The organism is Actinophytocola sp. (assembly GCF_035762905.1).
Lineage (GTDB): Bacteria > Actinomycetota > Actinomycetes > Mycobacteriales > Pseudonocardiaceae > DASYTH01.
Genome location: NZ_DASUCC010000028.1, coordinates 12,436 through 35,965, shown reverse-complemented (window position 1 = coordinate 35,965; position 23,530 = coordinate 12,436). Strand labels below are relative to the sequence as shown.

26 protein-coding genes and 3 tRNA genes are annotated in these 23,530 nt (G+C 70.7%); 6 read left to right on the top strand and 23 right to left on the bottom strand.

What is annotated here, in order from left to right; genetic code table 11:
• The first annotated feature begins 74 nt into the window (after window positions 1–74).
• Together VFV67_RS03750 and VFV67_RS03745 are read left to right on the top strand one after the other, a co-directional pair.
• A complete protein-coding gene (locus VFV67_RS03750; protein WP_326467198.1) occupies window positions 75–692 on the top strand; it encodes a phosphatase PAP2 family protein in 618 nt (205 codons plus the stop codon).
• Between the two features lie 201 nt (window positions 693–893).
• Window positions 894–1,250, top strand: a complete 357-nt coding sequence (locus tag VFV67_RS03745) for a hypothetical protein (RefSeq protein WP_326467197.1) — start codon at window positions 894–896, stop codon at window positions 1,248–1,250.
• Window positions 1,251–1,342: 92 nt separating this feature from the next.
• On the opposite strand, the gene VFV67_RS03740 is transcribed toward VFV67_RS03745, so the two are convergent.
• The 16 genes from VFV67_RS03740 to VFV67_RS03665 all read right to left on the bottom strand — a co-directional run bounded on the left by VFV67_RS03740 (window position 1,343) and on the right by VFV67_RS03665 (window position 15,295).
• On the bottom strand, window positions 1,343–2,116 hold the full coding sequence (locus tag VFV67_RS03740) for a class I SAM-dependent methyltransferase (RefSeq protein ID WP_326467195.1): 774 nt from the start codon (window positions 2,114–2,116) through the stop codon (window positions 1,343–1,345).
• Window positions 2,117–2,170: 54 nt separating this feature from the next.
• Window positions 2,171–3,472, bottom strand: coding sequence for a glutamate-1-semialdehyde 2,1-aminomutase (locus VFV67_RS03735; RefSeq protein ID WP_326467194.1), 1,302 nt, complete (start codon window positions 3,470–3,472; stop codon window positions 2,171–2,173).
• 4 nt (window positions 3,473–3,476) lie between these two features.
• A complete protein-coding gene (gene rfbC / locus VFV67_RS03730; protein ID WP_326467193.1) occupies window positions 3,477–4,028 on the bottom strand; it encodes a dTDP-4-dehydrorhamnose 3,5-epimerase in 552 nt (183 codons plus the stop codon).
• Window positions 4,025–5,239 (bottom strand): polysaccharide pyruvyl transferase family protein, encoded by a 1,215-nt coding sequence (locus VFV67_RS03725; protein ID WP_326467192.1) that lies wholly within the window; start codon window positions 5,237–5,239, stop codon window positions 4,025–4,027. The genes rfbC and VFV67_RS03725 overlap by 4 nt, the downstream gene beginning before the upstream one ends.
• Entirely contained in the window at window positions 5,236–6,165 is a 930-nt protein-coding gene (locus VFV67_RS03720; protein WP_326467190.1) for a glycosyltransferase family 2 protein, read from the bottom strand. Before VFV67_RS03720 ends, VFV67_RS03725 begins: the two co-directional genes overlap by 4 nt.
• Window positions 6,162–7,421 carry a hypothetical protein gene (locus tag VFV67_RS03715; protein WP_326467348.1) on the bottom strand — a complete coding sequence of 420 codons (1,260 nt, stop codon included), beginning with the start codon at window positions 7,419–7,421 and terminating at the stop codon, window positions 6,162–6,164. Before VFV67_RS03715 ends, VFV67_RS03720 begins: the two co-directional genes overlap by 4 nt.
• A 29-nt stretch (window positions 7,422–7,450) precedes the next feature.
• Entirely contained in the window at window positions 7,451–8,731 is a 1,281-nt protein-coding gene (locus VFV67_RS03710; RefSeq protein ID WP_326467188.1) for a DUF4910 domain-containing protein, read from the bottom strand.
• On the bottom strand, window positions 8,728–9,759 hold the full coding sequence (locus tag VFV67_RS03705) for an SDR family oxidoreductase (protein ID WP_326467187.1): 1,032 nt from the start codon (window positions 9,757–9,759) through the stop codon (window positions 8,728–8,730). Before VFV67_RS03705 ends, VFV67_RS03710 begins: the two co-directional genes overlap by 4 nt.
• Window positions 9,760–9,764: 5 nt before the next feature.
• Entirely contained in the window at window positions 9,765–10,415 is a 651-nt protein-coding gene (locus VFV67_RS03700) for a PIG-L deacetylase family protein (protein WP_326467186.1), read from the bottom strand.
• Window positions 10,415–11,197, bottom strand: a complete 783-nt coding sequence (locus VFV67_RS03695; RefSeq protein WP_326467185.1) for a glucose-1-phosphate cytidylyltransferase — start codon at window positions 11,195–11,197, stop codon at window positions 10,415–10,417. The genes VFV67_RS03700 and VFV67_RS03695 overlap by 1 nt, the downstream gene beginning before the upstream one ends.
• Window positions 11,194–12,432, bottom strand: coding sequence for a class I SAM-dependent methyltransferase (locus tag VFV67_RS03690; protein ID WP_326467183.1), 1,239 nt, complete (start codon window positions 12,430–12,432; stop codon window positions 11,194–11,196). The genes VFV67_RS03695 and VFV67_RS03690 overlap by 4 nt, the downstream gene beginning before the upstream one ends.
• Window positions 12,432–13,931 carry a sugar transferase gene (locus VFV67_RS03685; protein ID WP_326467181.1) on the bottom strand — a complete coding sequence of 500 codons (1,500 nt, stop codon included), beginning with the start codon at window positions 13,929–13,931 and terminating at the stop codon, window positions 12,432–12,434. The genes VFV67_RS03690 and VFV67_RS03685 overlap by 1 nt, the downstream gene beginning before the upstream one ends.
• Before the next feature lie 613 nt (window positions 13,932–14,544).
• Window positions 14,545–14,621 (bottom strand) — tRNA-Phe (locus VFV67_RS03680).
• Window positions 14,622–14,802: 181 nt separating this feature from the next.
• A tRNA-Asp gene (locus VFV67_RS03675) sits at window positions 14,803–14,876 on the bottom strand.
• A 14-nt stretch (window positions 14,877–14,890) separates the two neighbouring features.
• Window positions 14,891–14,963 (bottom strand) — tRNA-Glu (locus VFV67_RS03670).
• Between the two features lie 86 nt (window positions 14,964–15,049).
• Complete coding sequence (locus tag VFV67_RS03665) at window positions 15,050–15,295, bottom strand: hypothetical protein (protein ID WP_326467180.1); 246 nt, start codon at window positions 15,293–15,295, stop codon at window positions 15,050–15,052.
• A gap of 264 nt (window positions 15,296–15,559) precedes the next feature.
• Here VFV67_RS03665 and VFV67_RS36725 point away from each other — a divergent pair, with 264 nt between their 5' ends.
• The gene (locus tag VFV67_RS36725) at window positions 15,560–15,937 is read left to right on the top strand and encodes a heavy-metal-associated domain-containing protein (RefSeq protein ID WP_414636165.1); all 378 of its coding nucleotides are present in this window, start codon (window positions 15,560–15,562) and stop codon (window positions 15,935–15,937) included.
• A gap of 891 nt (window positions 15,938–16,828) precedes the next feature.
• Entirely contained in the window at window positions 16,829–17,086 is a 258-nt protein-coding gene (locus VFV67_RS03655) for a hypothetical protein (RefSeq protein ID WP_326467178.1), read from the top strand.
• Between the two features lie 65 nt (window positions 17,087–17,151).
• Here VFV67_RS03655 and VFV67_RS03650 read toward each other — a convergent pair whose 3' ends face one another.
• On the bottom strand, window positions 17,152–17,355 hold the full coding sequence (locus tag VFV67_RS03650) for a cold-shock protein (protein WP_325156051.1): 204 nt from the start codon (window positions 17,353–17,355) through the stop codon (window positions 17,152–17,154).
• Window positions 17,356–17,704: 349 nt separating this feature from the next.
• Here VFV67_RS03650 and VFV67_RS03645 point away from each other — a divergent pair, with 349 nt between their 5' ends.
• A complete protein-coding gene (locus VFV67_RS03645; protein ID WP_326467176.1) occupies window positions 17,705–18,916 on the top strand; it encodes a L,D-transpeptidase in 1,212 nt (403 codons plus the stop codon).
• 9 nt (window positions 18,917–18,925) lie between these two features.
• Window positions 18,926–19,804 carry an AraC family transcriptional regulator gene (locus tag VFV67_RS03640; RefSeq protein WP_326467174.1) on the top strand — a complete coding sequence of 293 codons (879 nt, stop codon included), beginning with the start codon at window positions 18,926–18,928 and terminating at the stop codon, window positions 19,802–19,804.
• A 121-nt stretch (window positions 19,805–19,925) separates the two neighbouring features.
• Here the strand turns inward: VFV67_RS03640 and VFV67_RS03635 are convergent, their stop codons facing one another.
• The 6 genes from VFV67_RS03635 to VFV67_RS03610 form a co-directional block, all read right to left on the bottom strand.
• Window positions 19,926–20,477: a hypothetical protein gene (locus VFV67_RS03635; RefSeq protein WP_326467173.1), complete on the bottom strand. Its 552-nt coding sequence runs from the start codon at window positions 20,475–20,477 to the stop codon at window positions 19,926–19,928.
• Entirely contained in the window at window positions 20,474–21,214 is a 741-nt protein-coding gene (locus VFV67_RS03630) for a hypothetical protein (protein WP_326467172.1), read from the bottom strand. Before VFV67_RS03630 ends, VFV67_RS03635 begins: the two co-directional genes overlap by 4 nt.
• Window positions 21,214–21,516, bottom strand: a complete 303-nt coding sequence (locus VFV67_RS03625; RefSeq protein WP_326467170.1) for a hypothetical protein — start codon at window positions 21,514–21,516, stop codon at window positions 21,214–21,216. Before VFV67_RS03625 ends, VFV67_RS03630 begins: the two co-directional genes overlap by 1 nt.
• 4 nt (window positions 21,517–21,520) lie before the next feature.
• Window positions 21,521–22,774, bottom strand: coding sequence for a PPE domain-containing protein (locus VFV67_RS03620; protein ID WP_326467168.1), 1,254 nt, complete (start codon window positions 22,772–22,774; stop codon window positions 21,521–21,523).
• Window positions 22,758–23,246 (bottom strand): hypothetical protein, encoded by a 489-nt coding sequence (locus tag VFV67_RS03615; protein WP_326467166.1) that lies wholly within the window; start codon window positions 23,244–23,246, stop codon window positions 22,758–22,760. The genes VFV67_RS03620 and VFV67_RS03615 overlap by 17 nt, the downstream gene beginning before the upstream one ends.
• 92 nt (window positions 23,247–23,338) lie before the next feature.
• The gene (locus VFV67_RS03610) at window positions 23,339–23,470 is read right to left on the bottom strand and encodes a hypothetical protein (RefSeq protein WP_326467165.1); all 132 of its coding nucleotides are present in this window, start codon (window positions 23,468–23,470) and stop codon (window positions 23,339–23,341) included.
• Between the last annotated feature and the right edge of the window lie 60 nt (window positions 23,471–23,530).

Below are 23,530 nucleotides of genomic sequence, written 5' to 3'. Positions count from 1 at the left end.
CACAAATACAACGGGGGAACCACATGCCCGCGCGACCAGTCCTGCCGCCAGAACTGCGTCGTCCACTCGGGACGGTGGCCGCCATCGCGGCGCTGCTGGTCACCGCCCTAGGTATCCTGTACGCCGCCGGCGGCGGCCTGGGCCCGTGGGACAACCACGCCATGCCGCTGACCGGCTTCACCCCGCCGTGGCGCACCTTCGCCCTCATCGTCGACTTCCTCGGCGAACCCGTCGGCGTGCTGCTCATCGTCGCCGCCACCGTTACCGCCGCCCTGCTCCTGCACCACCCCCGCGCCGCCGTCCTCGTGGTCCTCGCCGTCGGCCTCGGCGGCACCATCACCACCCTGCTCAAACCCGTGGTAGACCGGCACATCCACGGCGACTGGCTGGCCTACCCCAGCGGCCACACCGCCACCCTCACCACCTTCGGCTTCGTCACCGGCCTACTCATCGCCGACCGCCTCCACCTCACCCCCCGCCGCGCCACCCTCACCATCCTCACCCTCGCCACCCTCACCGGCGCCGCCATGTCCTACTCCCAAACCATGCTCTCCGCCCACTACCTCACCGACACCATCGGCGGCTACCTCGTGGCGTTGACGGTCGTTCCGGTCACAGCCCTCCTCATCGACCACCTCGCCAACCGCATCAACGCCACCAGACAAGACCACGCGGTGTCCCGCGAGAAGTGACCTTCGGTTATCGTCGTAGCGGAGTGCCGCGACGTGGCCTCGACAGGTCTACACGGCCACCCATGATTTCTTCGATATCGACCTTGCCGACGAGCTTGAGGCTGATCGCCCGCAGGATGACCAAACAGGACATCCCAGCGACGACGACGAGGACCACTCGGATGGGCCGATCGTGTTTCGACGACGACCTGATGACCGCCGATGAGTAGCGGACGCAGCTTGGCGAACGTGCGGCCGTGGGTGCTGATCTGTCTGATCGGCGGTGGGATGGCGATTCTCGGTGTGCTGGTGCTGGTCGGTGCGCATCGCGAGCTCACGGGTGTACGGGTCGCTGCTCCAACGACGCTGACCGGGTCGGATTACTACGTGTCCGCCAACAGGCGTGGGTCCTGCACGGTGACGGAGCCGGGTGGGGCGGCTCGGGAGATCATCGTGGGCAGGACGACGCTGGCGTCCGGGACCGGTGCACGGTTGGCTGGACCGTATCCGCCCGGTACGACACTGAGTTGTAACAACAGCACCGACCTGACGCAGGGGCCGATCACCCGGCTGTACTGACTGCCGGAGAACGGGTTGGTCGTGGCCCTGCTGGGCGCGGTTCCGTTCGCCATCGGGCAGACCGGGCTGCACCTGCGGCGCCGGCGTCGTGGTCAGGGCTTGGACAGCAGGAAGTAGGCGTAGCGGGAGTCGAGTTCGTTGCGGGGGACGAGTTCTACGGATTCGGGGATGAGGCCGCAGCGCTGGGCCAGTTCCCAGAAGGTGGCGATGGGGTAGGTGGTCATCTGGGCGACGCCGGAGCGGTAGGAGCGGCGGCGGGGGCGGGTCCAGAAGGTGCCGTCGTCGTACTTGATCTGGATCAGGGCCAGGCCGCCGGGAGCCAGCAGGTCGCGGGCGATGCGGAGCAGGCGCTCGCCGTACTCGGGGGTGGGGATGAGCTCGAAGACGTAGCAGCACAGGAAGATGTCGCACTGTCCGTCGATTGTGGACAATGCGTTCTCGGGATAGGACACCTCGACCTGAACCGGGCGGAACGGGGTGTCGCAGTGCGCGGCCACCTGGCGGCCGCACTCGGCGAGGCTCTCGGCCGAGATGTCGACACCGACGAACTCCTTGGCGCGCGGGGCGAAGTGCACGGCGTTGGCGCCGCCGCCGCAACCCCATTCGACCACCCGGCCCCACTCGCGGGTGAACTCCACCTTGCGGGCGCCGCGCTCGAGCATCGACAGGTGCCGCGCCCCCAACTGGTGCCACAGGTCGCTCTCGGCGAACACGGTGGCGTCGCGCCAGTGCGAGTCGGCCTTCCACCGGGCGATGCCGGTGTCGTTCCAGTATTGCTGGGACTGCGCCGAGATCAGCGATTCGGGCTGGGTGAGACCGGCGCGCGCCATGGAACGGAGCAGCAGCTCCCGCCCCATGCCGCCCATCCGCCGGACTCGATCCTTCAGGGAGGGGTTGCCGCTCAGTTGCTCATCCTTCGTTCACGCGAACCGCCGGAAGACGGGTCGAACCGGTCGCCCGCCCAGCCATGGGCCGGGATCGTCCAGGTCGAGCGCCTTGCGATACACGGCGCAGGCCTGGGCGACGGCATCGACCGTGTGGTCGATGTCCATTTCGGACAGTGCGCTGCTGACCACGAACGAGGGGCCCAGCACCCCACGGGTGATCAGCTGGCGCAGGAACAGTGTGCGGTACTCCTGCGACGGCCGCAGGTTCGAGTCCAGGGTGGCGAACACCAGGTTGCTGGCCCGGCCCCGAACCACGACGTGGTCGCCGACCCCCATCGCCGCGGCGGCCGCGCGCACCCCGGCGGCCAGCCGCTCGCCGAGCGCGTGCAGCCGGGCCGCGATGCCCTCCTCGGTGTACGTGGCCAGCACCGCCATCGCGGCGGCCAGCGCGTGCGTCTCGGCGCCGTGCGTGGTGGACAGCAGGAACACCCGCTCCCGGGTGTCCCGCAGCCCGCCGAGCTCCATCAGATCCCGCCGGCCGGCCAGCGCGGACACCGCGAACCCGTTGCCCAGCGCCTTGCCGAAGGTGGACAGGTCCGGGGTGACCCCGTACACGCCCTGGGCGCCCGCCTCGGACCAGCGGAAGCCGGTGATCATCTCGTCGAACACCAGCAGGCAGCCGGTGCGGTCCGCGAGGTCGCGCAACCCGGCCAGGTAGCCGGGCGGGGGGTCCTGCTGCGTGGCCGCCTCCAGGATGAGGCAGGCGATCTGCCCGTCATACCGGGAGATCAGCTCCTCGGTGGCCGCGAGATCCCCGTACGGGAACGACACCACGTCCTGCTCGGGTATTCCGGCGTTCATCGGGGTGGTCCCGATGAACCAGTCGTCGGTGGAGAAGAACGGCTGGTCGCGGCAGAGCGCGACCAGCCGGCGCCCGGTCGCCGCCCGGGCCAGCCGGACCGCGGCGGTGGTGGCGTCCGAGCCGTTCTTGGCGAACTTCACCATCTCGGCGGTCGGCACCGTGGCCAGGAACCGTTCCGCCGCATCGAGTTCGATGATGCTGGGCCGGACGAAGTTGGACCCACGGTCCAGCTCGCGACGCACCGCCTCGGTGACCCGGGGGTGGGCGTGGCCGAGGCTGACCGCGCGCAGCCCGGAGCCGTACTCGATGTAGCGGTTGCCGTCCACGTCCCACACGTGCGCGCCGCTGCCGTGCGCGATGACCGGCGCCATGCCCTCCGGGTACTGGTCATCGCCCTTGGCGTAGGTGTGCGCACCGCCCGGAACAACCGAGTGCAGCCGCTCGTTGGCCGCCCGCGAGCGCGTCAGGTCCATGCTCTCACTCCGATATCCGTGCCAGGGCTTCGGAAAGCGGCGGCGCCTGCCGGTCCCGGGCCGACATCAGCGACGCCGGCAACGGCCACGGGATGGCCAGTTCGGGGTCGTCGAAGGCGATCGCCACGTCCTCGGCGGGGTCGTGCGGCCGGTCGATCCGGTAGGACACGTCGGCCGGCTCGGTCAGCGCCTGGAACCCGTGCGCACAGCCGGCCGGAACGTACAGCGTCACCTGGGTCCGGCCGGACAGCTCGAAGAACTCCCGGTTGCGGAAGGTCGGCGAGTCCGGCCGCAGATCCACCACGACGTCGAACACCTCGCCGTACGAACAGCGCACCAGCTTCGCCTCGCCGGCACCCGAGCGCAGGTGCATCCCGCGCACGACACCGCGCGCCGAGCGGGACACGCTGTCCTGGGCGAAGGCGTCCGGGTCGATGCCGACCGAGGCCACCACCTCGCGGTCGAACGTGCGGCAGAAGAACCCGCGCTCGTCGGTGTACGGCGTCGGTTCGAACAGGTACGCCCCGGCGATGGCCGGAACCGGGATCGCCTTCATCGCACCTCCACCGCTGCGGGTGCCGGGAACAGCGCGGCGGACAGCGCGGCGAACTGGCGCTCGAGCCGTTGCCGGGTCTCCAGGTTCCGCTCGGCCAGGATCCGTTGCAGCTGAGCCGATCGCCGCTCCAACTCGGTGAACTGGGCGATCAGCGTGTCCAGGTCGAGCGAGCGGGCCTGCTGGACAAACTCGTGCAGACCCATCGACGCCATCAGCACGTCGTTCTTGGCCGCGTAGCCGATCGACACGGTCGGCCGGCAGGTCTTCAGCGCGCACAGCACGTTGTGGTAGCGGGTGGCCACCACGGCGTCCACCGCGGCCATCTCGCGCATCAGTTCGTCCAAACTGGACACCGAGGCGGCGCTGATCCGGTCGGCCGGCCCGTCGGCCAGGATCTCCCGAACCACCGGCTCGTCGGCCTTGTCCCCGGTGAACAGCCGCACCGCGCGGCCGTTGTCGGTGAGCCAGCGGACGAATCCCTTGACCTTGCCGAGGTAGGCCCGGTGCAACTCGTCGCCGTGCGCCCGCTCGTCGTTGTCGCCGTGATAGTCCATCACCCCGACCCCGACCGTTCCGGTGCCGGCGGCCGGCGCGGGCGGTGCCGGCAGGGCGAACGCCAGGTCCGGGTAGACGTCGTCGGCGGCCGAGTCGATTCCCATCTCCCACATGGCGTTGCGGGAGTGCGCGTCCCGGTAGGACCGGTAGTGCGCCAGCCGGGCGGCCCTGGTGACCAGCCACCGGGTGACCCGCTGGCTGATGAAGTCGGCGCCGACGCTGACCAGCGCGACCCGGGTACCGGTCAGCCGGGCGAGCCGGGAAAGCCAGTACAGCGAGTACGGGAAGCTCCACGGCCGCAACGGAACCGTCGCCTCGAGCACGCCCATGCCCGGCACGATCACCACGTCCTGGCGGCGCACCCAGGCCAGCGTGCGGGCCGGGTCGAGCAGCCGCCCGATGATCTTCGCGACCGGCCCTGGCAACCACCGGATCGCCTCGCCGCGTGCCTCGTACCACTGCAGGTGCGTGGCCGGCGCGCCGTACTGTGCGCTCACCCGGTCCGGCCCCATGCACATGAAGTCCAGCTCCACGGCGGGATGCCGCTCGCGCAGGTAGTTGATCACCGCGTCGAGCGAGCCGTCGTTGCCGAGGTTTCCGGAGCCGAGGATGCCGAACAGACCGACCCGGGTCGGTCCGGTGTTTCGCGTTCTCACACCGACCCCCGCTCCGGTCCGGCGGTCGCCGCAACCATCTTGGCCGGGAACGGGTTGAGCCGGCTGCCCACCGCCCGGACCGGCCGGCTGACCACCCGGCCGGCCAGCCAGGAGAACAGCAGCCGGTAGCAGTCCCGCCGGTCGGCCGGGGACAGCGGCGCCCGGCGCACGGCCGTCACGAACCCGCGCAGGTAGTCGCTCATCAGCCGGGCGGTGGAGTGCCCGGCGCGGCGCGGGTCGAGGTTGCGGCACACCGCGCGGACCGAGCCGAGCCGGTCCCCGCGCCCGGGGTGCTCGCGCCGGAAGAACATCAGCTCGGGCACCTGGCGGAACGGCCCGTGCATGGCCAGTTCGGCGACCAGCTTCCGGCCGGCGTTGTGGTAGCTGTCGTGCGGGGCGATCCGGCGCATCACGTCGGTACGGATCACGCCGTAGAAGTCGTCGCCGCCCTCGGTGTGCAGCAGGCTGCGCAGCCGTTCCGGCGCCCGCGGCGAGTCGGTGGCCAGCGTGTAGTCGTAGCTCTCGATGATCTCGCCCTGCTCGTCGACGATCGCCATGTAGGCGTGCGCCAGCACGGCTTCCGGATGCTCGTCCAGTTCGGCGACACACCTCTCCAGCAGCCGCTCGCCGAACAGGTCGTCGTGCGCGGCCCACTTGAACAGCTCGCCGCGCGCCTCCTGCACGACGAAGTTGTGGTTCGGGGCGGCGCCGATGTTGTGCGGCTGGCGGATATAACGGATCCGGGAGTCCTCGGCGGCGTAGTGCCGGCAGATCTCGGCGGTGCCGTCGGTGGACGCGTTGTCGGAGATGATCAGCTCGAAGTCCCGGTAGCTCTGGGCCAGCAGGGACTCGATCGACTGGGCGAGGTAGTTCTCCCCGTTGTACACGGGCAGCCCGATGCTCAGTCGGGGAACCGTCGTGCTCATGGAATCCTCACTTCTTCGGGTTCAACCACGGTGGGGATGGCCGGGGCGGCCGCGTGCTCGCGCAGGGCGATCCGCAGCTGCACCCACCACACCGCGGCTCCGAACAGGACGGCCGTCGCCGTGCCCCAGGCCGAGCCGACGGCACCGCCGAGGACGGCGCCGGTCACCCCCCCGATCACGTAGGCGGCCGAATACACCAGTTGGGAACGAAGGCTGCGGCGCGCGGCGCCGAGCGCGCGCAGCCCGGAGGCGGCACCATTCATCAGTCCGGCGCAGGCCACCCCGATGGCCGCCGGCAGGATCAGCGGTTCGGCCTCGGCCCAGACCGAGCCGAGCAACAGCTGCCCGGCGCCGTCGGACATCCACAGCAGCAGCAGGATTCCCCAGGCGAGCGCGCCGCCGCCCTGGACGGCGCCGATGACCACGCAGAAGTGCCGCAACCGGTGCGGCGCCTTGCGCAGCACCCGAGCCGCCTCGGCCACGGTCACCAGCGACATTCCCATCATCACCGCGAGGAACGGGCCCATCAACAGCTCGGCACCGCGTACCGCGCCCACGGCGCCGACGCCGGCGATGGCGCCGAGGGCGTACATCCGGATCTGGCTGCCGCCGCTGTTGCTGAGGTTCTCCACCAGGTAGCGCGGTCCGAGGTCACGCTGGTCACGCAGCCAGGCGCGAGCCCCGGCCAGGCTGGGCAGGATTCGGGTCTGCACGAGCCCGTAGACCGCCGCGAGGGTTCCGGACAGTCCCCAGGCCAGCACGAAGGCGACCACGGTTCCGTGCTGTGCGGCCAGAATCATGGCCGGGACCATGGCCAGGCCCCAGACCAGGTCGTTGACGCACGCCTTGCGGCCCTGGCCCGACGCGAAGAACGCGTAGCGCCAACTGTCCTGCAGCATCAGACCGGGGAGCATGGCGCCGAGGGCGAGGAACGCCCCACCGAGCGGGCCGCCGTAGACCATGCCGGCGAACATGCACAAGACACCCATGGCCAGCCCGACGGCCAGCGCCGTGCCCGACGAGCGCGCCACCGCGGCGCGCCAGGCGTCGTCCGCCCGGCGGCTGAACCGGACCACGAGCGGGTCCGTGCCCAGCCCCCGGGACACGTTGAGGATCACGCTGTAGGTGATCCAGGCCAGGCTGAACATGCCGAACGCGAGCAGGCCCAACTCGCGGGCGACGAAGATGCCCACGGCGAAGTTGGTCAGGCTGGAGACCGCCTGATCCACCAGGCCCCAGCTGAGCCTGGCCATCATGGGGCGCAGTGCACGAGGACTCAATCCAGTCACTCCTTGAGCAGGCCGGCGCTCTGCAACGCCAGGGCGGCGTCGGCGACGGAATCGAAGGGCAGACCGGAACGCTCGGCGATGTCGAGCAGGCTGTGCTCGCCATCGGAGAAGTTGAGCACCCACAGCATGGCCAGCTGGGCCTGCTTGGCGTCGCTACGTCCGCCGAGCGAGTCGTACAGGCCACGCTTGCCAAGCTGCGGCTCGCCGTACGGGCTCAGGTTGACGTAGCGGTGGTTGCGGTCCAGCACGGAGAACGCCTCACGGCAGACCGCGAGAGTGTCCACAAGGGACTCGGGCAGCACGAAGTCCGGGTTGTCCCCGGAGGTGTGGTACTCCGGGTAGCCGGCGTACGGGGTTCTGGTCAACGAGCCGACGCCGAGGTTGAACCCGGGCGAGCAGAACTGCCGCTCGTCGTAGCCGTACGGGGAGAACTCGCGCACGGTGTGCGGCCGGCCGGAGGCGCGCAGCACGTGTTCGAGCACCCGGTCGATCTCCGCGTCGCCGCGCCGGCTCCGCTTGTAGGTCACCGAACCGGCGTCGCCGGCGCAGGCCAGCACCAGGCCGTGCTTGACCTTGCCGATCGCCTCGGCATTGCGGGCCAGCCAGGTGATCGCGCCGATCGTGCCGGGCGCGAACAGGAACCGGTAGGTGTAGTGCGGATCGGCCGCGGCCAGTTCCCTGGCCAGGAAGATGGCCACGGCGATACCGGCCAGGTTGTCGTTGGCCAGCGACGGGTGGCACACGTGGCAGGAGACGATCACCTCGTCGGTGACCCGGCCGGGGACCACGTGCTCGGCGTAGGTCAGGTGCCCGTCGGTCAGCGACGAGTCGATCACCACCCGGTATTCACCGTCCACAAGGGACTCAAGGGTGCGCTGGGTCAGACAGAAACCCCAGGCCGGGGCGTAGTAGCTGGTCCGGTACGGCACCAGGTCCGGCTGCTCGGGCAACGTGTGCAGGTGCTCGCGCAGCTCGGAAAGCGGCATCGTGGTGTCCACCGGCGTGCTGTAGCCGACCACGTGCAGGTTCGACTCCCGAAAGTCGATCACCCGGCGCCCGGTGGCGTCGGCCACGTAGGCATCGGCGATGTTCCACTCCTGCGGCACGGTCCAGTCCAGCACCTGGGTGCCGGTCGGCACCTCGTGCACGGTCAGCGGAATGTGCTCGCCGATGATGTCCAGCGTGCCGCGCACCCCGTCTCCGGTGATGCTGCGGCACAACGGATACAGCCGCTCGACCAGGGCGTGCATCTCCTGCCCGGGGTCGGCAGCCATCATGGTGCGCCAACCGGACGCAGGGTGTCGTCCAGGCTGCCCATGGTGCGCCGTTCGGAGAGCCGGGCCAGCCGGGTGAACCGCTGGTCGAACGCCGGCCTGGTCAGCCCGAACCGTTGGTAGGCCTCGGCAAGCTCGACCGCGCCAGCCTTGATCGTCCACTGTGGCTGGAAGTCCGGCAGCGCGACACGCACCGCGGAGAAGTCCACCCGGTACGAGCGCGGGTCCGGCCCGGCCTCGCCGGTGATCACCAGCCGGGTGCCGGGAACCGCCTCGACCACCTCGGCCGCGATCTGCGCCACGGTCAGGTTGTTCTGCTCCATGCCGACGTTGAACGCCTTGGTGTGCACGGCTTCCCGCGGCGCGACCAGCGCTGCGGCGAACGCGGCCGCGATGTCGGCGGCGTGCACAAGCGGCCGCCACGGCGTGCCGTCGGAGAGCACCCGAGCCTCGCCGGCCAGATGCGCGTGACCGACCAGGTTGTTCAGCACGATGTCGGCGCGCAGCCGTGGCGAGAAGCCGAACGCGGTGGCGTTGCGCAGCGACACCGGGGTGAAGTCGTCGTCGGCCAGGTCGACCAGGTCGCCTTCCACCCGGACCTTGGACTCCGCGTACGGGGTCACCGGGCGCAGCGGCGCGTCCTCGCCGACCAGGTCGTCCGAGCCGGCGGCACCGTACACCGAACACGTCGAGGCGTACAGGAACCGGCGGACGCCGGCCTCCTTCGCGAGCCGTGCCAGGCGGACCGAAGCGTGGTGGTTCACGTCGTAGGTGAGGTCCGGCGCCAGCGAGCCGAGCGGGTCGTTGGACAGCGCGGCCAGGTGCACCACGGCGTCCACACCGGACAGTTGGTCGGCGGTGACGTCGCGCAGGTCCACCGGGAGGCCGGGCGGGTCGTCCGGCACCGGGCCGAGCACGCAGTCGGCGAACAGCCCGGAGTCGAGGCCGATCACCTCGTGCCCGGCGGCGGCCAGCACCGGTGCCATCACCGTGCCCAGATACCCCTGATGCCCGGTCAGCAACACGCGCATGTGACTCAATCTCCAGCCAGGTCGAAGGTGACCTTGTTGATGTGAAACGCCTCCGCGTACCGGGCACCGCATTCGATGCCGCGGATGCGGGCCAGGCCGAGGAACGCCTCCCGGTCGAACCAGGAGCGGTGCCGCTGCGACGGGTAGTACTGGTGCAGCAGGCGGATCTTGGTCTCGACCAGCTCGCCGGTCAGCGGCTGGTAGCCCACCGGCCGGCCGAGGTCGCCGTCCCACTTGGCGATCTCGTAGCCGAGCACCAGGTGGTCGCGGAACGCGGTGGGCACCAACTCGGCCAGCCCGCGGTGGTCCTGGTGCGCGTCGAACCGGTTGGGGGCGAACAGCAGATCCGGCGAGGTCTGCGCGCGCAGGTCCTCCACCGCAGCCTTGGCCTCGTCCCAGTACGCCGGCAGCCGGCCGTCGGGCAGCTTGAGCACGGTGACCCGCAGGTCCGCACCGGGACAGAAGGCGGCCAGTGCCGCGCGCTCCTCGTCCTCCCGTTCGGTGCCGCCGCCGGAGAGCACCAGCGCGTCCACCCGGATCCTCGGGTTGGCCGCGCACAGCGCGTACAGGCTGGCTCCCGCGCCGATCGCGATGTCGTCGCAGTGCGCGCCCAGCACCGCTACCGCCGTGGGCGCGGCCGGTCGCAACGTGATCATCAGGAGGCCACTTTTTCCCAGCGCATCCACGGCCGTTCGCCGCGGTCGTAGGCATCGTTCAGGGCGAACCGTTCCTTGATCGTGTCGGTCGGCTTCCAGAACCCGCGGTACGGGTAGGCCAGCAGCCGGTTGCGCTTGGCCAGCTCGGCGCAGCCGTCGGCGACCAGGTCGCCGCCCGGCGGGATGTGCTCGAAGATCTCCTGCCGCAGCACGAAGAAGCCGCCGTTCTCCCACAGCGGCATCTCGCTCACCGCGGTGATGCCGCCGACCCGGCCGCTCTCGGACATCTCCACGCAGTGGAACGACGACTGCGGCGGAACGACCATCATCGACGCGCCCGCGTCGCTGGCCGCGAACCGGTCCACCATCACGTCCAGCGGAGCGTCGGTGAGCACGTCGGCGTAGTTGGCCAGGAACATCTCCTCGCCGTCGAGGTGGTGGCGCACCCGGCGCAGCCGCTCGCCGATCGCCGACTCGATCCCGGTCTGCGCGAACGTGATGGTCCAGTCGGAGATGTCGTTGGCCAGCAACTCCACCTCGCCGCCGCGCAGCACGAAGTCGTTGGACTGGGTCTCCCGGTAGTCCAGGAAGAAGTTCTTGATGTGCTCGGCGCCGTAGCCGAGGCACAGGATGAAGTCGGTGTGCCCGAAGTGCGCGTAGTACCGCATCACGTGCCAGATCAGCGGCCGCGGTCCGACCTGGGCCATCGGCTTGGGCATGTCGTCGCCCGGCCCGTTGCGCATGCGCATGCCGAGCCCTCCGCAGAACAGCACGACCTTCATGACGGCGTCACCTCGACGATCTCGAGACGGGGAATCGGGAAGATCAGCCGACCGTTCCATTCGCCCACATAGGACAGTTGCTCGGTCAGCTCACGACGCAGGTTCCAGGGCAGCACCAGCACGTAGTCCGGGCGGTCCTCGGCGATCCGTTCGGGCGGCAGGATCGGGATGCGGGTGCCGGGCGTGAACCGCCCGTGCTTGTAGGGATTGCGGTCCACCGTGTACGGCAGCAGATCGGGCCGGATGCCGCAGTGGTTGAGCAGCGTGTTGCCCTTGCCGGGCGCGCCGTAGCCGACCACGGTCTTGCCGTGGGCCGCGGCGTCGATCAGGAACCGCAACAGGTCCCGGCGCACCTCGGCGACCCGGCGGCCGAACTCGGCATAGCCGGACAGCTCGTGCAGACCCGCGGCCTTCTCCCGAGCGAGCACGTCGACCACCCGCTGGCTCGGCGGGCCGGCGACCTGTTCCGGCCGGGCCCACAACCGGATCGAGCCGCCGTGCGTGGGGAGCAGCTCGACGTCCACAAGGGACAGACCGCCGGAGGCGAGCGCGCGCTGCGCCGAGGCGACCGTGTAGTACTGGAAGTGCTCGTGGTAGATCGTGTCGTACTGGTTCTGCTCGATCATCGCCAGCAGGTGGTGCACCTCGATCGACACCCAGCCGTCCTCGGCGACCAGCGCCCGCAGGCCCTTGGTGAACCCGATGACGTCCGGGATGTGCGCGTAGACGTTGTTGGCCACCACCAGATCGGCCGGCCCGTGCTCGGTCCGCACGGCCGCGCCGGTGTCCGGGTCGAGGAACGCGGTCAGCGTGGGAACGCCGTTGTCCCGGGCCGCCTGGCCGACGTTGACCGACGGTTCGATGCCCAGGCACGGGATCCCGGCGGTGACCGCGTGCTGCAGCAGGTAGCCGTCGTTGCTGGCCACCTCGACCACGAACGACTCGGCACCAAGGCCCAGCCGGGTCGCCGCGTCCAGCACGAACTCGCGGGCGTGCCGCACCCAGGAGGTGGAGTACGAGGAGAAGTACGCGTACTCCGTGAAGGTCTCCTCCGGAGTGATCAGCGGCGGCAGCTGGGCCAGCAGGCAGTCGGCACACACCCGAAGGTGCAGCGGAAAGGTCAGCTCCGGCGCGTCGAGCTGCTCCGCGGTGAGGAACAGCTCGCACGGCGGCGTCGCGCCGAGATCGACGACGCTGGCCAGGCTCGTCGAGCCGCACAACCTACAGGTGTTCATCAATACGCTCCCTGTCCGGACAGCACGGCCCGGAACGTCTTCCAGAGGATCACGGCGTCCAGCGCGAGCGACCAGTCCTCGACGTAACGCAGGTCCAGCCGGACCGCCTCGTCCCAGGACAGGTCGCTGCGCCCGCTGACCTGCCACAGCCCGGTGACGCCGGGCTTGACCAGCAGGCGGCGACGGACGTCGGGTCCGTACCTGGCGGTCTCCTCGGGCAGCGGCGGCCGCGGACCGACCAGTGACATCGAGCCGCCGAGCACGTTGAACAGCTGCGGCAGCTCGTCGATCGAATAGCGCCGGAGCAACCCGCCGACCCGGGTGATCCGTGGGTCCCGGCGCATCTTGAACAGCAGGCCGGAGCCCTCGTTCTGCTCGGTCAGCCCGGCCAGCAGCTGATCGGCGTTGCGCACCATGGTGCGGAACTTGATGATCGTGAACTCCTGGCCGTCCTTGCCGACCCGGCGCTGCCGGTAGAACACCGGGCCCCGGCTGTCCACCGCGATGGCCAGGCTGACGATCAGCAGCAGCGGGGCCAGGAACAGCAGCAGCAGGGCCGAGGACACCCGGTCGAAGATGTCCTTGACCACGCGGCGGCCGCCGGTGAAGGTCGGCGCGCTGACCCGCAGCAGCGGCATGCCGAACACGCCGGTCATGTGCAGCCGCGGCCCGGCCACCTCCATCAGCGGCGGCGCGACCACCATCTCCGCGCCGCTGCCCTCCAAGGTCCAGGCCAGCTGCTGCAGCCGTTTCGGCGTCCAGTACGGGTCGCCGGTGATCGCCACGATCCGGTAGCCGCCGCGCCGCACGTGGTCGGCCAGCTTGTCCAGCTCGCCGACCACCGGGACGCCGTCCAGCTCACCGGCGCGGTTGCCCCGGCCGTCCGCCGTACACACCGCGTCCACCCGCCAGCCGATGTGCGGGTTCTTGCGGGTCCGCGTGATCAGGTCGGTCACGGTCGACGGGCTGCCGGCGGCGAGCACGGGCAGCAGGCAGCGGCCCTCGATGCGGGCCCGGTGCAGCAGCTTGCGCAGCCCGTAGCGGGCCGGGAAGGCGAGCAGGGCCATGGCCGGGACGACCAGGAACACCCAGGGCCGCATGGTCGAGATGCTGAACGCCAGCCCGGCGAGGCCGAGCCCGACGTCGGCCAGGAACAGGCCACGCCCGAGCCGGCGGAACTCCTCGGCGCCCTGCCCGAGCACGACCAGGTTCCAGGCCCGGTTCATGGCCAGCGAGCACAGCACGACGCCGGCGGTGACCGCGCCGAGCACGACGACCTTGGCGCCGGCCATCCCGGTCCAGGCGCCGACCAGGCTGCCGACCAGGCAGACGGCGGTCAGGATGGACAGGACGTCACTGACGATCACGGAACGGCGGTACCGCGGCTCCCAACCGGCAACGGGCGGTGGGGACTCCTCGCCCGCGCGGTAGAGACCCTGCGTGCGTCGGCCCGACCATAAAGTCGGTCTTCGGCGCGGGGACCCGACCTGGTTACTCATTGTGCTATCGCCCTCAGTTCCCTGATGGTGGCTGCGCAATATCTGGGCGTCCCCGTTGCCCAGACCTACAATTGACATTGCCAAGCAACGGATCTAGCTGCACTGGCGACCCATCGCTGCGATAGCTGATTCGCTCGGCTCCCCGGGACCGTTACACGCACAGTGAGACGTGCCCTTCACCACTTAGGTGACGTGCACTCCGTAGCCCTCAGCTACCCACCGGAGCCACCCAAACGCCCCCCGCCAGCGAAAACGCCCGCCGACCCGCAATTTCAAGGTCAACTACCACTTGCCTGCCGTTCACCCGTTTGCACCTCCCTGCAACAAGCAACCCCCAACCGCAATTCGCAAACTTGACCACCCCCGTTTCCCAAATCGCGCCCCCAAGACAAACGTCACACTCCACCACCGCCCACAATGGACAGCCAATTTTCTCCCCCAATCCCAACCCGCCACAAAGTCCCCACCGGACCGGACAGTCGCAAGTAGACCCCCGCATGATCACACGGTGTAACCCCACACACCTCGCCCCGGCCCACCCCGCCCCCAAAGCAAGAGGCCCCGCGCCCTGCGCGAGGCCTCACACCCACCCACCGAAGCGAGCGGAGAAATATGGTGGCCAGGGGCGGGGTCGAACCGCCGACCTACCGCTTTTCAGGCGGTCGCTCGTACCAACTGAGCTACCTGGCCAAGCCACAACCGATCAATCACGACCACCGACCGCACCGCAAGCCATCCTGCCAGCCCAGCCCCAAGAGGGGTCCGGGGGGCGGAGCCCCGCCGGCCGGGGGTCTGGGGGCTTGGCCCCCAGAAGACACGCGATCGACATGGTCCGCGATCTCCGCGGACACACGTCCCCGGAGATCGCTCGCGACCCAGACGGGACTCGAACCCGCGACCTTCGCCGTGACAGGGCGACGCGCTAACCAACTGCGCCACTGGGCCTTGCTCGTCGTGCGTGCTCCCAACGGGATTCGAACCCGCGCTGCCGCCTTGAAAGGGCGGAGTCCTAGGCCGCTAGACGATGGGAGCCCGGGTTGCCCGCTTGGAGCACCGAAAGCATATGCCACGCCCCGGTGCTCCTCCAAAGTGGGTTTCCCTAACCCCGCGCCGCCTCCTCAGCGCCGGACGGGCGGAACCCCGTCCTCCCCGGGCACAAGCCCGAGCATCTCCAGCAGCTCACGACAGTCGGTGACGGACAGGGCACCGCGCGCGACGGCGAGCTGGGCCCGGCGCACCTGCTCTTCGGAGACCCTGGCGGTCTCGCCGGTGCTGCGCGGGGCCGGCACGCCCGCGAAGGAGGAGCCGGGGTCGATGCTTTCCTGCTGCAACAGGAAGTGACGTACTTCTACAGGCCCGCTCATGGTGCCTCCCCGGCTCAGGTTTGGCGGTGAGGGTATGAGACCTGCACGGTCTCCCGCAGCCCCCTCTCGAGTGAACAATGACCGCACGTTGAGTCACCAGTCAAGGGATCTTCGCTGAGTCCATGTCGGCAGGTCCGGGCGGGTATGGCGGCATTCACCCGATCGGACGCAGAGGTCGTGACCAGGACGGACGGAGACCCGTCCCTATGACGCAGTGTCACCGCCGCGACGCACCCGGTATGCCCGCAGTCCGGGTGTTTGCCCATGATCCATCTGCGCCTGGTGATCAACGATCCCGCTCCGTCAACGGCCGGTGTGCCGCGAAGGCAAGGAAGTACACAAGTGGGCGACGACGGCGGGCTCAAGCGGTCCGGGGACGGCTCCGACAACTTCCGGTGGGAGGCAGGGAAGAAAGGAACGCTCGTGCCGATGCACACCATCTACAACACTTACACGGTCATCGGGATGACCTGTCAGCACTGTGCCGCAACGATCAGCGGGCAACTGTCCGAGATGGACGGCGTCACCGACGTTGCGGTCAATCTGGCCACCGGGGCGGTGACCGTCGCCAGCACCGACGAGCTCAGCGACCATTTGGTGGAGACCGCGGTGGCGCATGCGGGCTACCAGCTGGTCGTCTGAACGGATCGCTCCCGGGCGTGTGGGGAGTTGAGATCAAGTGCTCCTGTCAGGTGAAGAGTTCTCGAGATTTTTTCCTGGCTACCCACTCCCCCCGAGCCCAAGCTCGTGCAACAATCAACTTGCTGACACACCCCCGGTCAGCGCCTGTGGAGATCCCCTCCGGCCCCCGCGTTCCTCCCCCTGGCGCGGGGGCCTCTCCGCTTCCGCCCCCGCGTGTCCGCGGAGAGCGCGGACCGGTGAAGCTCCGAATTATCTTGGGGGGCCGAGCCCCCCAAACCCCCCACGGTGCTGGCTCGGCGCCTTGGCGGGGTGGGCGCCTTGGGGGTGACCAGCACCGGGTTTCTTGTTGGGGTGACCAGCACCGGGTTTCTTGTTGGGGGTGACCAGCACCGGATCCTTGGTCTGGGTGGGGGTTGGCAGCGGATTCGTTTTGTCTGGCGGGCATGTAGACCGGCTTGGACCCGGCCCGGTACTTCGGGCCGTTGCCAGCACCGGATCCGTTGATCCGAACCCGTCTCGTGCCGGGCCTTCGCGGGGTTGGGTGCGTTGGGCCGCAGCGGATTCGTTGGTTCGGCGGGCATGTAGACCGGCCTGAACTCCACCCCGGGCGCGCGGGCCCTTTGGCGGGGCCGCACCTCAGGCGGCCACCAGCACCGGATTCGTTGATAGGGCAGCCTTAACCGGCTGGCCCGCACTTGGACTCGCTCGCGCTGGCGTTGGCGGGGCGGCCAGCTCAGGGGAGTTGTCAGTAACCCTTGGGGGTGGGGGTGGGTGGGGCGGGTCGCTTGGGGGATGCGGATTCGTTATCGTGTGCGGGTGCTGTTTGGCAGACGAGGAGAGAGTGCTGGGGGGGCGGACCCTGCGGGGCGCCACCGTGATGAGTTTGAGGATGTGCAGGAGCAGGTGCCGGACCGGGAGTTGGAGTCGTACCTCGCGGCGTTGTCGCCGGAGGGGGACGCCGAGACGACCGGCAGTGGACGGCGGTTCGCCCAGGGCGACGTGCTCCAGGTGAGGTTGCCGGGTATTGCGAGTGAGCAGCTGAAGGAGTTGGCCGCGCATCGGGGGTTGCCTCCGATGGCGTTGGCGCAGGAGTGGGTGTTGCAGCGCCTGGAGTGGGAGGCGCAGCAGCTGCACCAGCACTACCGCTGAGGGCTTGAAATGGGGCAGGGGCCCCGGCCGTAGGGTTCGGCCGGGGCCCCTGTCTCGCACTGGAGCTATAGCGCGCGTACGTTCTGTGCCTGCGGGCCCTTGGTGCCCTGCCCAATCTCGAACTCGACACGCTGGTTCTCTTCCAGGGTACGGAAGCCCTTGCCCTGGATCTCCGAGTAGTGCACGAAGACGTCGGGGCCGTCACCCTCCTGGGCGATGAACCCGTAACCCTTTTCGGAGTTGAACCACTTGACAGTGCCCTGTGCCATATACCTGCCTCCATCGCAGGATCAGCGTGGGACCGCACCATGCGACCCCGGCAGCCCCCGGGCGTTGCCTTCGCCAACCGCGACGAGAAAGCAGCACGCCCGCGTTGTCGTTCCGCGAGCGTGGATAAAGCACGAACACAGAAACTACGGCCTGCGGGCCAGAGCCTATCGCCTACTGGTAGGAACGCACTACTACTCGTAGCGCCCGATTTGGACGCTGGAGCGATCTTCGCAGGGTGTGCGGCTGACACGGTCGGTGGCGATCTCTGTGATCTGAGTCACAGCTGGATTGACCAACGCGCCGGGCTGCCGGAGCGTCGTTACTGGCGTGAGCATGGAGAAAGCGAGCATGAGCATCTTGACCGGACGGGCGCGACCGGCCCGGCGCTGGTTGCTCGCTGTGATGTTGGCGGGGGTCCTGGGGGCGGCGGCCTGCTCCGGCGACGGCGGGGGATCCGCGGACGGGCCACCGGCGGTCGGCGGCAACGCACAGAAGGCCCCGGGCGAAGCCAAACCGGCCGCGGCGATCGCCGTCAACCCGGCCGCGGGCGCGGCCGACGTGAGTCCCACCCAGCCGGTCACGGTCACCGTCGCCAACGGCACGATCGCCGCGATCGCCCTGACCAACCCGGACGGCAAGCAGGTCACCGGCCAGCTCACCGCGGACAAGAAGTCGTGGACCGTCACCGAGCCGCTCGGCTATGACAAGACCTACACCTGGTCCGGCACCGCGGACGGCGAGGACGGCAACCCCGCCGCCATCACCGGCTCGTTCACCACGGTCAAGCCGAAGCGCACACCGCGCGCGAAGATCAACACCGGGGACGGGCAGACCTACGGCGTCGCGATGCCGATCGCGATCACCTTCGACGCGGACGTGACCGACAAGGTGTCCGCGCAGCAGGCCCTCACGGTCACCACCTCGGTGCCCACCGAGGGCGCCTGGGCCTGGCTGGACAAGCGGACGGTGCACTGGCGGCCCAAGACGTACTGGCAGCCGGGCACCCAGGTCACGGTCAACGCCAAGCTGTACGGCGTGCCGCTTGGCAACGGCTCCTACGGCCGGGCCGACGTCACCTCCCAGTTCGCCATCGGCCGCGCGCAGGTGGTCAAGGCCAACACCCAGACCCACCGGTACGTCATCTACCGGGACGGGGCCGTGGTGGCCGACTACCCGGCGAGCTACGGCCTGGACTCCGACCCCGGCCGGGTCACCAAGAGCGGCGTGCACGTGGTGATGGGCAAGAGCCCCACCTACTTCATGACCAACCCGCGGTACGACTACGAGAACTTCGAGGTCAAGTGGGCGGTCCGGCTGTCCAACAACGGCGAGTTCACGCACGCGGCGCCGTGGTCGGTCCGGGACCAGGGCAGGCGCAACGTCTCGCACGGCTGCGCGAACCTCGCGCCGGCCGCAGCCAAGGCCTACTACGACAGCGCGATGATCGGCGACCCGGTCGAGATCACCGGCAGCACCCAGCAGCTCTCCGCCAAGGACGGCGACTACCACGACTGGGCAATCAGTTGGGAAGCGTGGTTGGCGAAGTCCGCGACCTCCTAGGGTGAGCGGGTGCGCCCCAGAACCGTCAGCCGCCGGATCCCCACGGCGCTGTCCCGGGTGCTCGGCGCGCCGCCGGAGGAGGCCCCCAACGGGGTGGCCGACGACGAGCCGATCGCGGTCGGGTACCTGGTGGTCCGGGCGTCCGGGGCGAGCGCGGCCCGGTCGGCCATCGGCGGCGGGCGCCGGGACCGGGAGCCGGCGCAGATCCAGCTGGTGATGCGCGCCGGGCTGCCCGGACACCTGCCGCCCGGCGGGGCCGGGGTGAGCTACCCGGAATGCTCGCTGCGCGCGGTGCCGGGCGAGCGGCAGGGCACCGTGCTGCTGACCGTGGCCACCCACCGGCTCTCGATCAGCTTCACCGAGCTGCGCCCGCTGATGTTCCAGCCGGTGCGCCTGGACCGCCCGGTGCAGAGCCTGTTCGCCGCGTCCGCCGTGCACCTGCTTGTGGTCGCCGGCGGGCTCGACCCGCACGGCGTCAAGCCGTACCTGACCGGCCTGGCCGAACTGGTGCTGCGCAGTGCGCTGCGGGCCGAGTTGGACCGGGCCGACGCGATCGCCACCCGGCGGCGGGCCGCGGTCGACTACATCAAGGCCCACCTGTCCGAACCGGCGCTGTCCGCCGAGCGGATCGCCGACGCGCTGTTCATCTCCCGCCGGCGGCTGTACCAGCTGTTCGACGACGGCGATGGGGTGTCCGGCCGGATCCGCGCGCTGCGCATCGAGCGGGCCAAGGAACTGCTGTCCGATCCGGCGCACGCGGCCAAGGGCGTCGGGGAGATCTCCCGCGTCTGCGGGTTCGCCAACGCTGCGCACTTCTCCCGCACGTTCCGCAAGCTCACCGGCCAAACCCCAAGGGAATACCGGCTGTTCCGCCACTCCGGAGTTTAACTGCTGTTGTTGCGTTCCAGCGGAAGGTGCGGTCTGCGGGGTGATTGTGGCTGGGTGTCGTCACGGTGCCCCTGAGGTTGCGTTGGCGGGTCCAAGACACGCGGTGATCAAACGACTGGCTCTAGTTTCGGAAGTCTACTGTGGACAGTAGGTTGCCGAGGAGGGCGGCGAGGTCGAGCCAGCCGCGGCCGGTGAGGGAGTGCAGGGTGAACACCGCCACGCTCCGGCCGCCAGGGTCGATGACCACGGCCTGGAGCTGGCAGCCGGTCGGCGGGCCGGTGCGCAGCGGGTCGGTGACCAGGATCCGCTCGGCGATCACCACCGGGTAGCCGCGCTCGGTGCGCGCCTCGGTCACCTCACGGATGTCCGTGCCGCCGTCCTCGAGGTAGTGCCGCAGCTCGTCGGCGGCGTCCGGGCCGAGCGGGGCGTCGGCGGCGACCACCATGCCGACCAGCACGGCCGGGTCGGCGTCCGGATGCTCAACCACGGCGACCAGCCCGGCGCCGTTCTCGTGGGCCAGCTCGGCGGCGTCCCGGGCGGCCAGCGCCACCCCCGGGTCGTGCGCCGCCTCGCCGCCACGCGCGTCGATGATCAGCCGGGCCAGCTCGCGCTCGGTGTGCTCGACCGACTGGGTGGAAACCGGCGTGATGCCCTTGACCGCGGCGAGCTTCACCGCTGCTCGCCCGCGGTGACGGCGGCGGCCAGCGCCGCGGCGGCCCCGGACGGCACGCGGCCGGCCGGCCGGCCGCCCGGCAGCAGCAGCCCGGCGAGTGTCTCGGAGGTGCGCGATGCCCGGCCCAACACGCCGGCCACCGTGCCGGCGAACGATTCGCGAGCCGGCCGGGCCGGTTCGTCCGCACCGCCGGCCAGCTCGTCGGCGAACGCGTCGGCCGCCCGCCGGTGCTCGCGCTCCAGCCGGTGCGCCCGGTCCAGCACCTCGGCCAGCGCCGCCTCCAGCTCGGCGACCAGGGTGGACATCGCGGCCAGGTCGGCCTGCGCGGCCGCGGCGGCGGCCGGCGTCGCGGCCAGGTCCGCGGCGTTGCGCCGGTCGGCCAGTTGGTCACCGGCCAGCTCGATCCGCCGGCGCAGCCGCACCGCGTCGACGTCGAGCTGCTCGGCCCGGCGCCGATTGGCCATCAGCACGTCGGCCCAGCGGTCGAGCACGTCCGCGGCCCGGCGCAGCGCCCGGATCCGGTCGTCGAACCCGGCCGGGGTGTCCCGCAGCCGGGTCCGGAACGCCTCGGCCGCGTCGCCGTGCCAGTCCGCGGCCGCCTCCTCGGCCCGGCGCAGGGCCGGCCCGATCCCGGACAGCGCCTCGGCCGCATCCCGGAACTGGGCCACGGCGGCACTCACCGCACCCAGGTCGCCGGGTGCCGGATCGAAGCCGATGCCGCGGTAGCCGGCGTCCATCAGTCCGGCCCGCCGGCGCGGCGGTTCAGCGCGTCGGCCGCGGCCCGGTCCTGCTCGGCGTACGCGGCGGCGGCCGAGCGCACCAGCCCGGCGTTGTCGGTGATCGCGGCCAGCACCCGGTCCAGGTCCTGCCGGGTGTGCTCGGTGAGCGCGGCGGCGGCCGGGCCGAGCCGGCCGGGGCCGAGCACCGCGCACAGGCCGCCGTCCAGGCCGTCCAGCGCCGCCGCCACCGCATCGACGGTGCCGGTCAGCACCCGGCCGGCGGCGTGGATCGCGTCGAGGTCGGCCCGGTAGCCGGCCACCGGGTCAGGCCCCGAACACCGGCGGGTAGGCCGGCGGCAGGTCGTCGAACAGGTCCAGCCCCTTGTCGTACTTGTTCGTGTGCTCGCCGTCCTCCTCGCGCCCGGCACCGGCCCCGGCCAACGGCGGATACATCCCGCCGGCCGTGCCCGCCGGCCCGCCCGCGCCGCGGCCCCCGCCGATGGCGGCCATCCCCGGAACGCCACCGGCCGGTCCCCCGGCCCGGGCGGCCAGCGGGCCGGCGCCGCCCGCGGCGCCACCGCCGCCGGCGAAGCCACCGCCGCCGCCCCGGATCGAGTCTCCGCCGGACCCGGAGCCCGGCAGGCCGACCCCGTAGCCGGTGCCCGGGTTGGGGCCGCCGGAGTTGGGATTGCCGGTGGCCGGCAGGTGCGCCGGGTCGGCGAAACCGGCCGCCGTGGTGCTGTCGTCGGCGCCGCCGGTCTGCGCCCCGGCTGCCGGGCCGGCCCCGGCGCCGCCGGCTCCCGCACCGCCGGCGGCGCCGCCACCCGCAGGCCCGGGCGGCGACACCCCGGGCGAGCCGCCCGGGCTCGCGCCGGGCTGCTGGTCGGGCAGCACGGGCGCCGGTGCGTCGAAGTCCGGCAGGTCGTCGTGCACGTTCGCGCTCTGGTTCTCGTAGGCGCGCATCACCGCGACCGCCTCGGCCTTGCGCTCCCGGGCCTCCTCGAACGGGACGATCTGGTCGCTGAGCAACTGCCGCAGCAGGACCGCCTCGCTCGGCCCGCCGGTGCCGACGACCGTGTAGCCGTCCTCGAACCGGTGCTCGGCGGTGCTGAACCCCGGCTCGGGCATGTTCCGCTGGGCGTAGACCACGGCCTCGGTGTAGTTGGCCAGCCCGGCGGCGATCCGGGTCGCGGTGTGGCTGGCGTCGCCGGCCCACTGGGTGAGCCGGGTGTTCGCGGCCGCGGAGGCCACCGCGGCGGACCCGCGCCAGGTTCCGAGCAGCTCCTTGACGATCCGCTCCACCTGACCGGTGGTGCCCTCGATCCGCTGCGCCAGGTCCCGCCAGTCGTCGGCCCGGGCCGCCATCGCCCTCGGCTCCGCGGTCATGATCATGTCGTAGAGCTGGTAGTGCTGGTAGACGTCCCAGTTCACGTTGCGCTGCAGGGCCCGGCGGCGGTTGCGCCGCTTGATCTCCCGGCGCCGCTCCTGGCGCTCAAGCTGCTTCTCGGTCGGCCGGTTGACCTCAGTGTGGGTCAGGTCCCGGCCGCGGTCGCGGTCGCCCTCAGGCCCGCGTTCCATTGCCCACCCCCTGCTCCAGTCGGGCGGTCTGCTCGCCGAGCAGGGCGACCGCCTCCGAGTCCACCGCCGCGTAGCTGCGCAGGGTGTCCATGATCGCCTGCCGGACCTTGAGCAGCTCCAGCAGATAGTGCCGCAGCGTGGCCTGCACCCCGGCCTCGGCGTCGGCGCGCTCGAAGAACGCCGTGCGCATCGGGCCGGTGATCGGGCTGCTCCCGTCGCGCAGCGGGCCGGCCAGCCGGGTCGCGTCGGTCATCTGGGCGACCAGGTCATCGTGCAGCGTGGCCAGCTTGGCCTCCGTTGCGCGCAGCATGTCCAGGTCGACCTCGACGCCGTTCATGCCGGTCGCGCCGAGCGCGTGCACCGGGCGGTCGCCGACGCTGTCATCCGGCCGCACGTGCTGCGGCCGCCTGCGCGGATGTTGGTCGAGCAGGTGCCGGGCCTCGCTCGCGTTGTCTATTCGATCCCGTGTCACGGGTGCACACCTCCGAATGATGACGCGTGAATCATGCCCCGTTCGGGGTGGCACAGACCACCCGAGGGTGCACAGGCAGTCACACATGACGCTCAACTGGGCAACAGCCGTAGCACCAATCGGGCGAGCCGTTCGGCAACCGCCGAACACCGGTCGAGCACCGGCGTCACCAGGTCCACGATCGACGCCGTCGCCTCGCCGTTCTGCTCCTGCGCTCCGGTCATGACCTCAAGGGTGCGCCGCCGCCGCGCCGCTGCCCATCGCCGCTGCTCAGGTGAACAGCC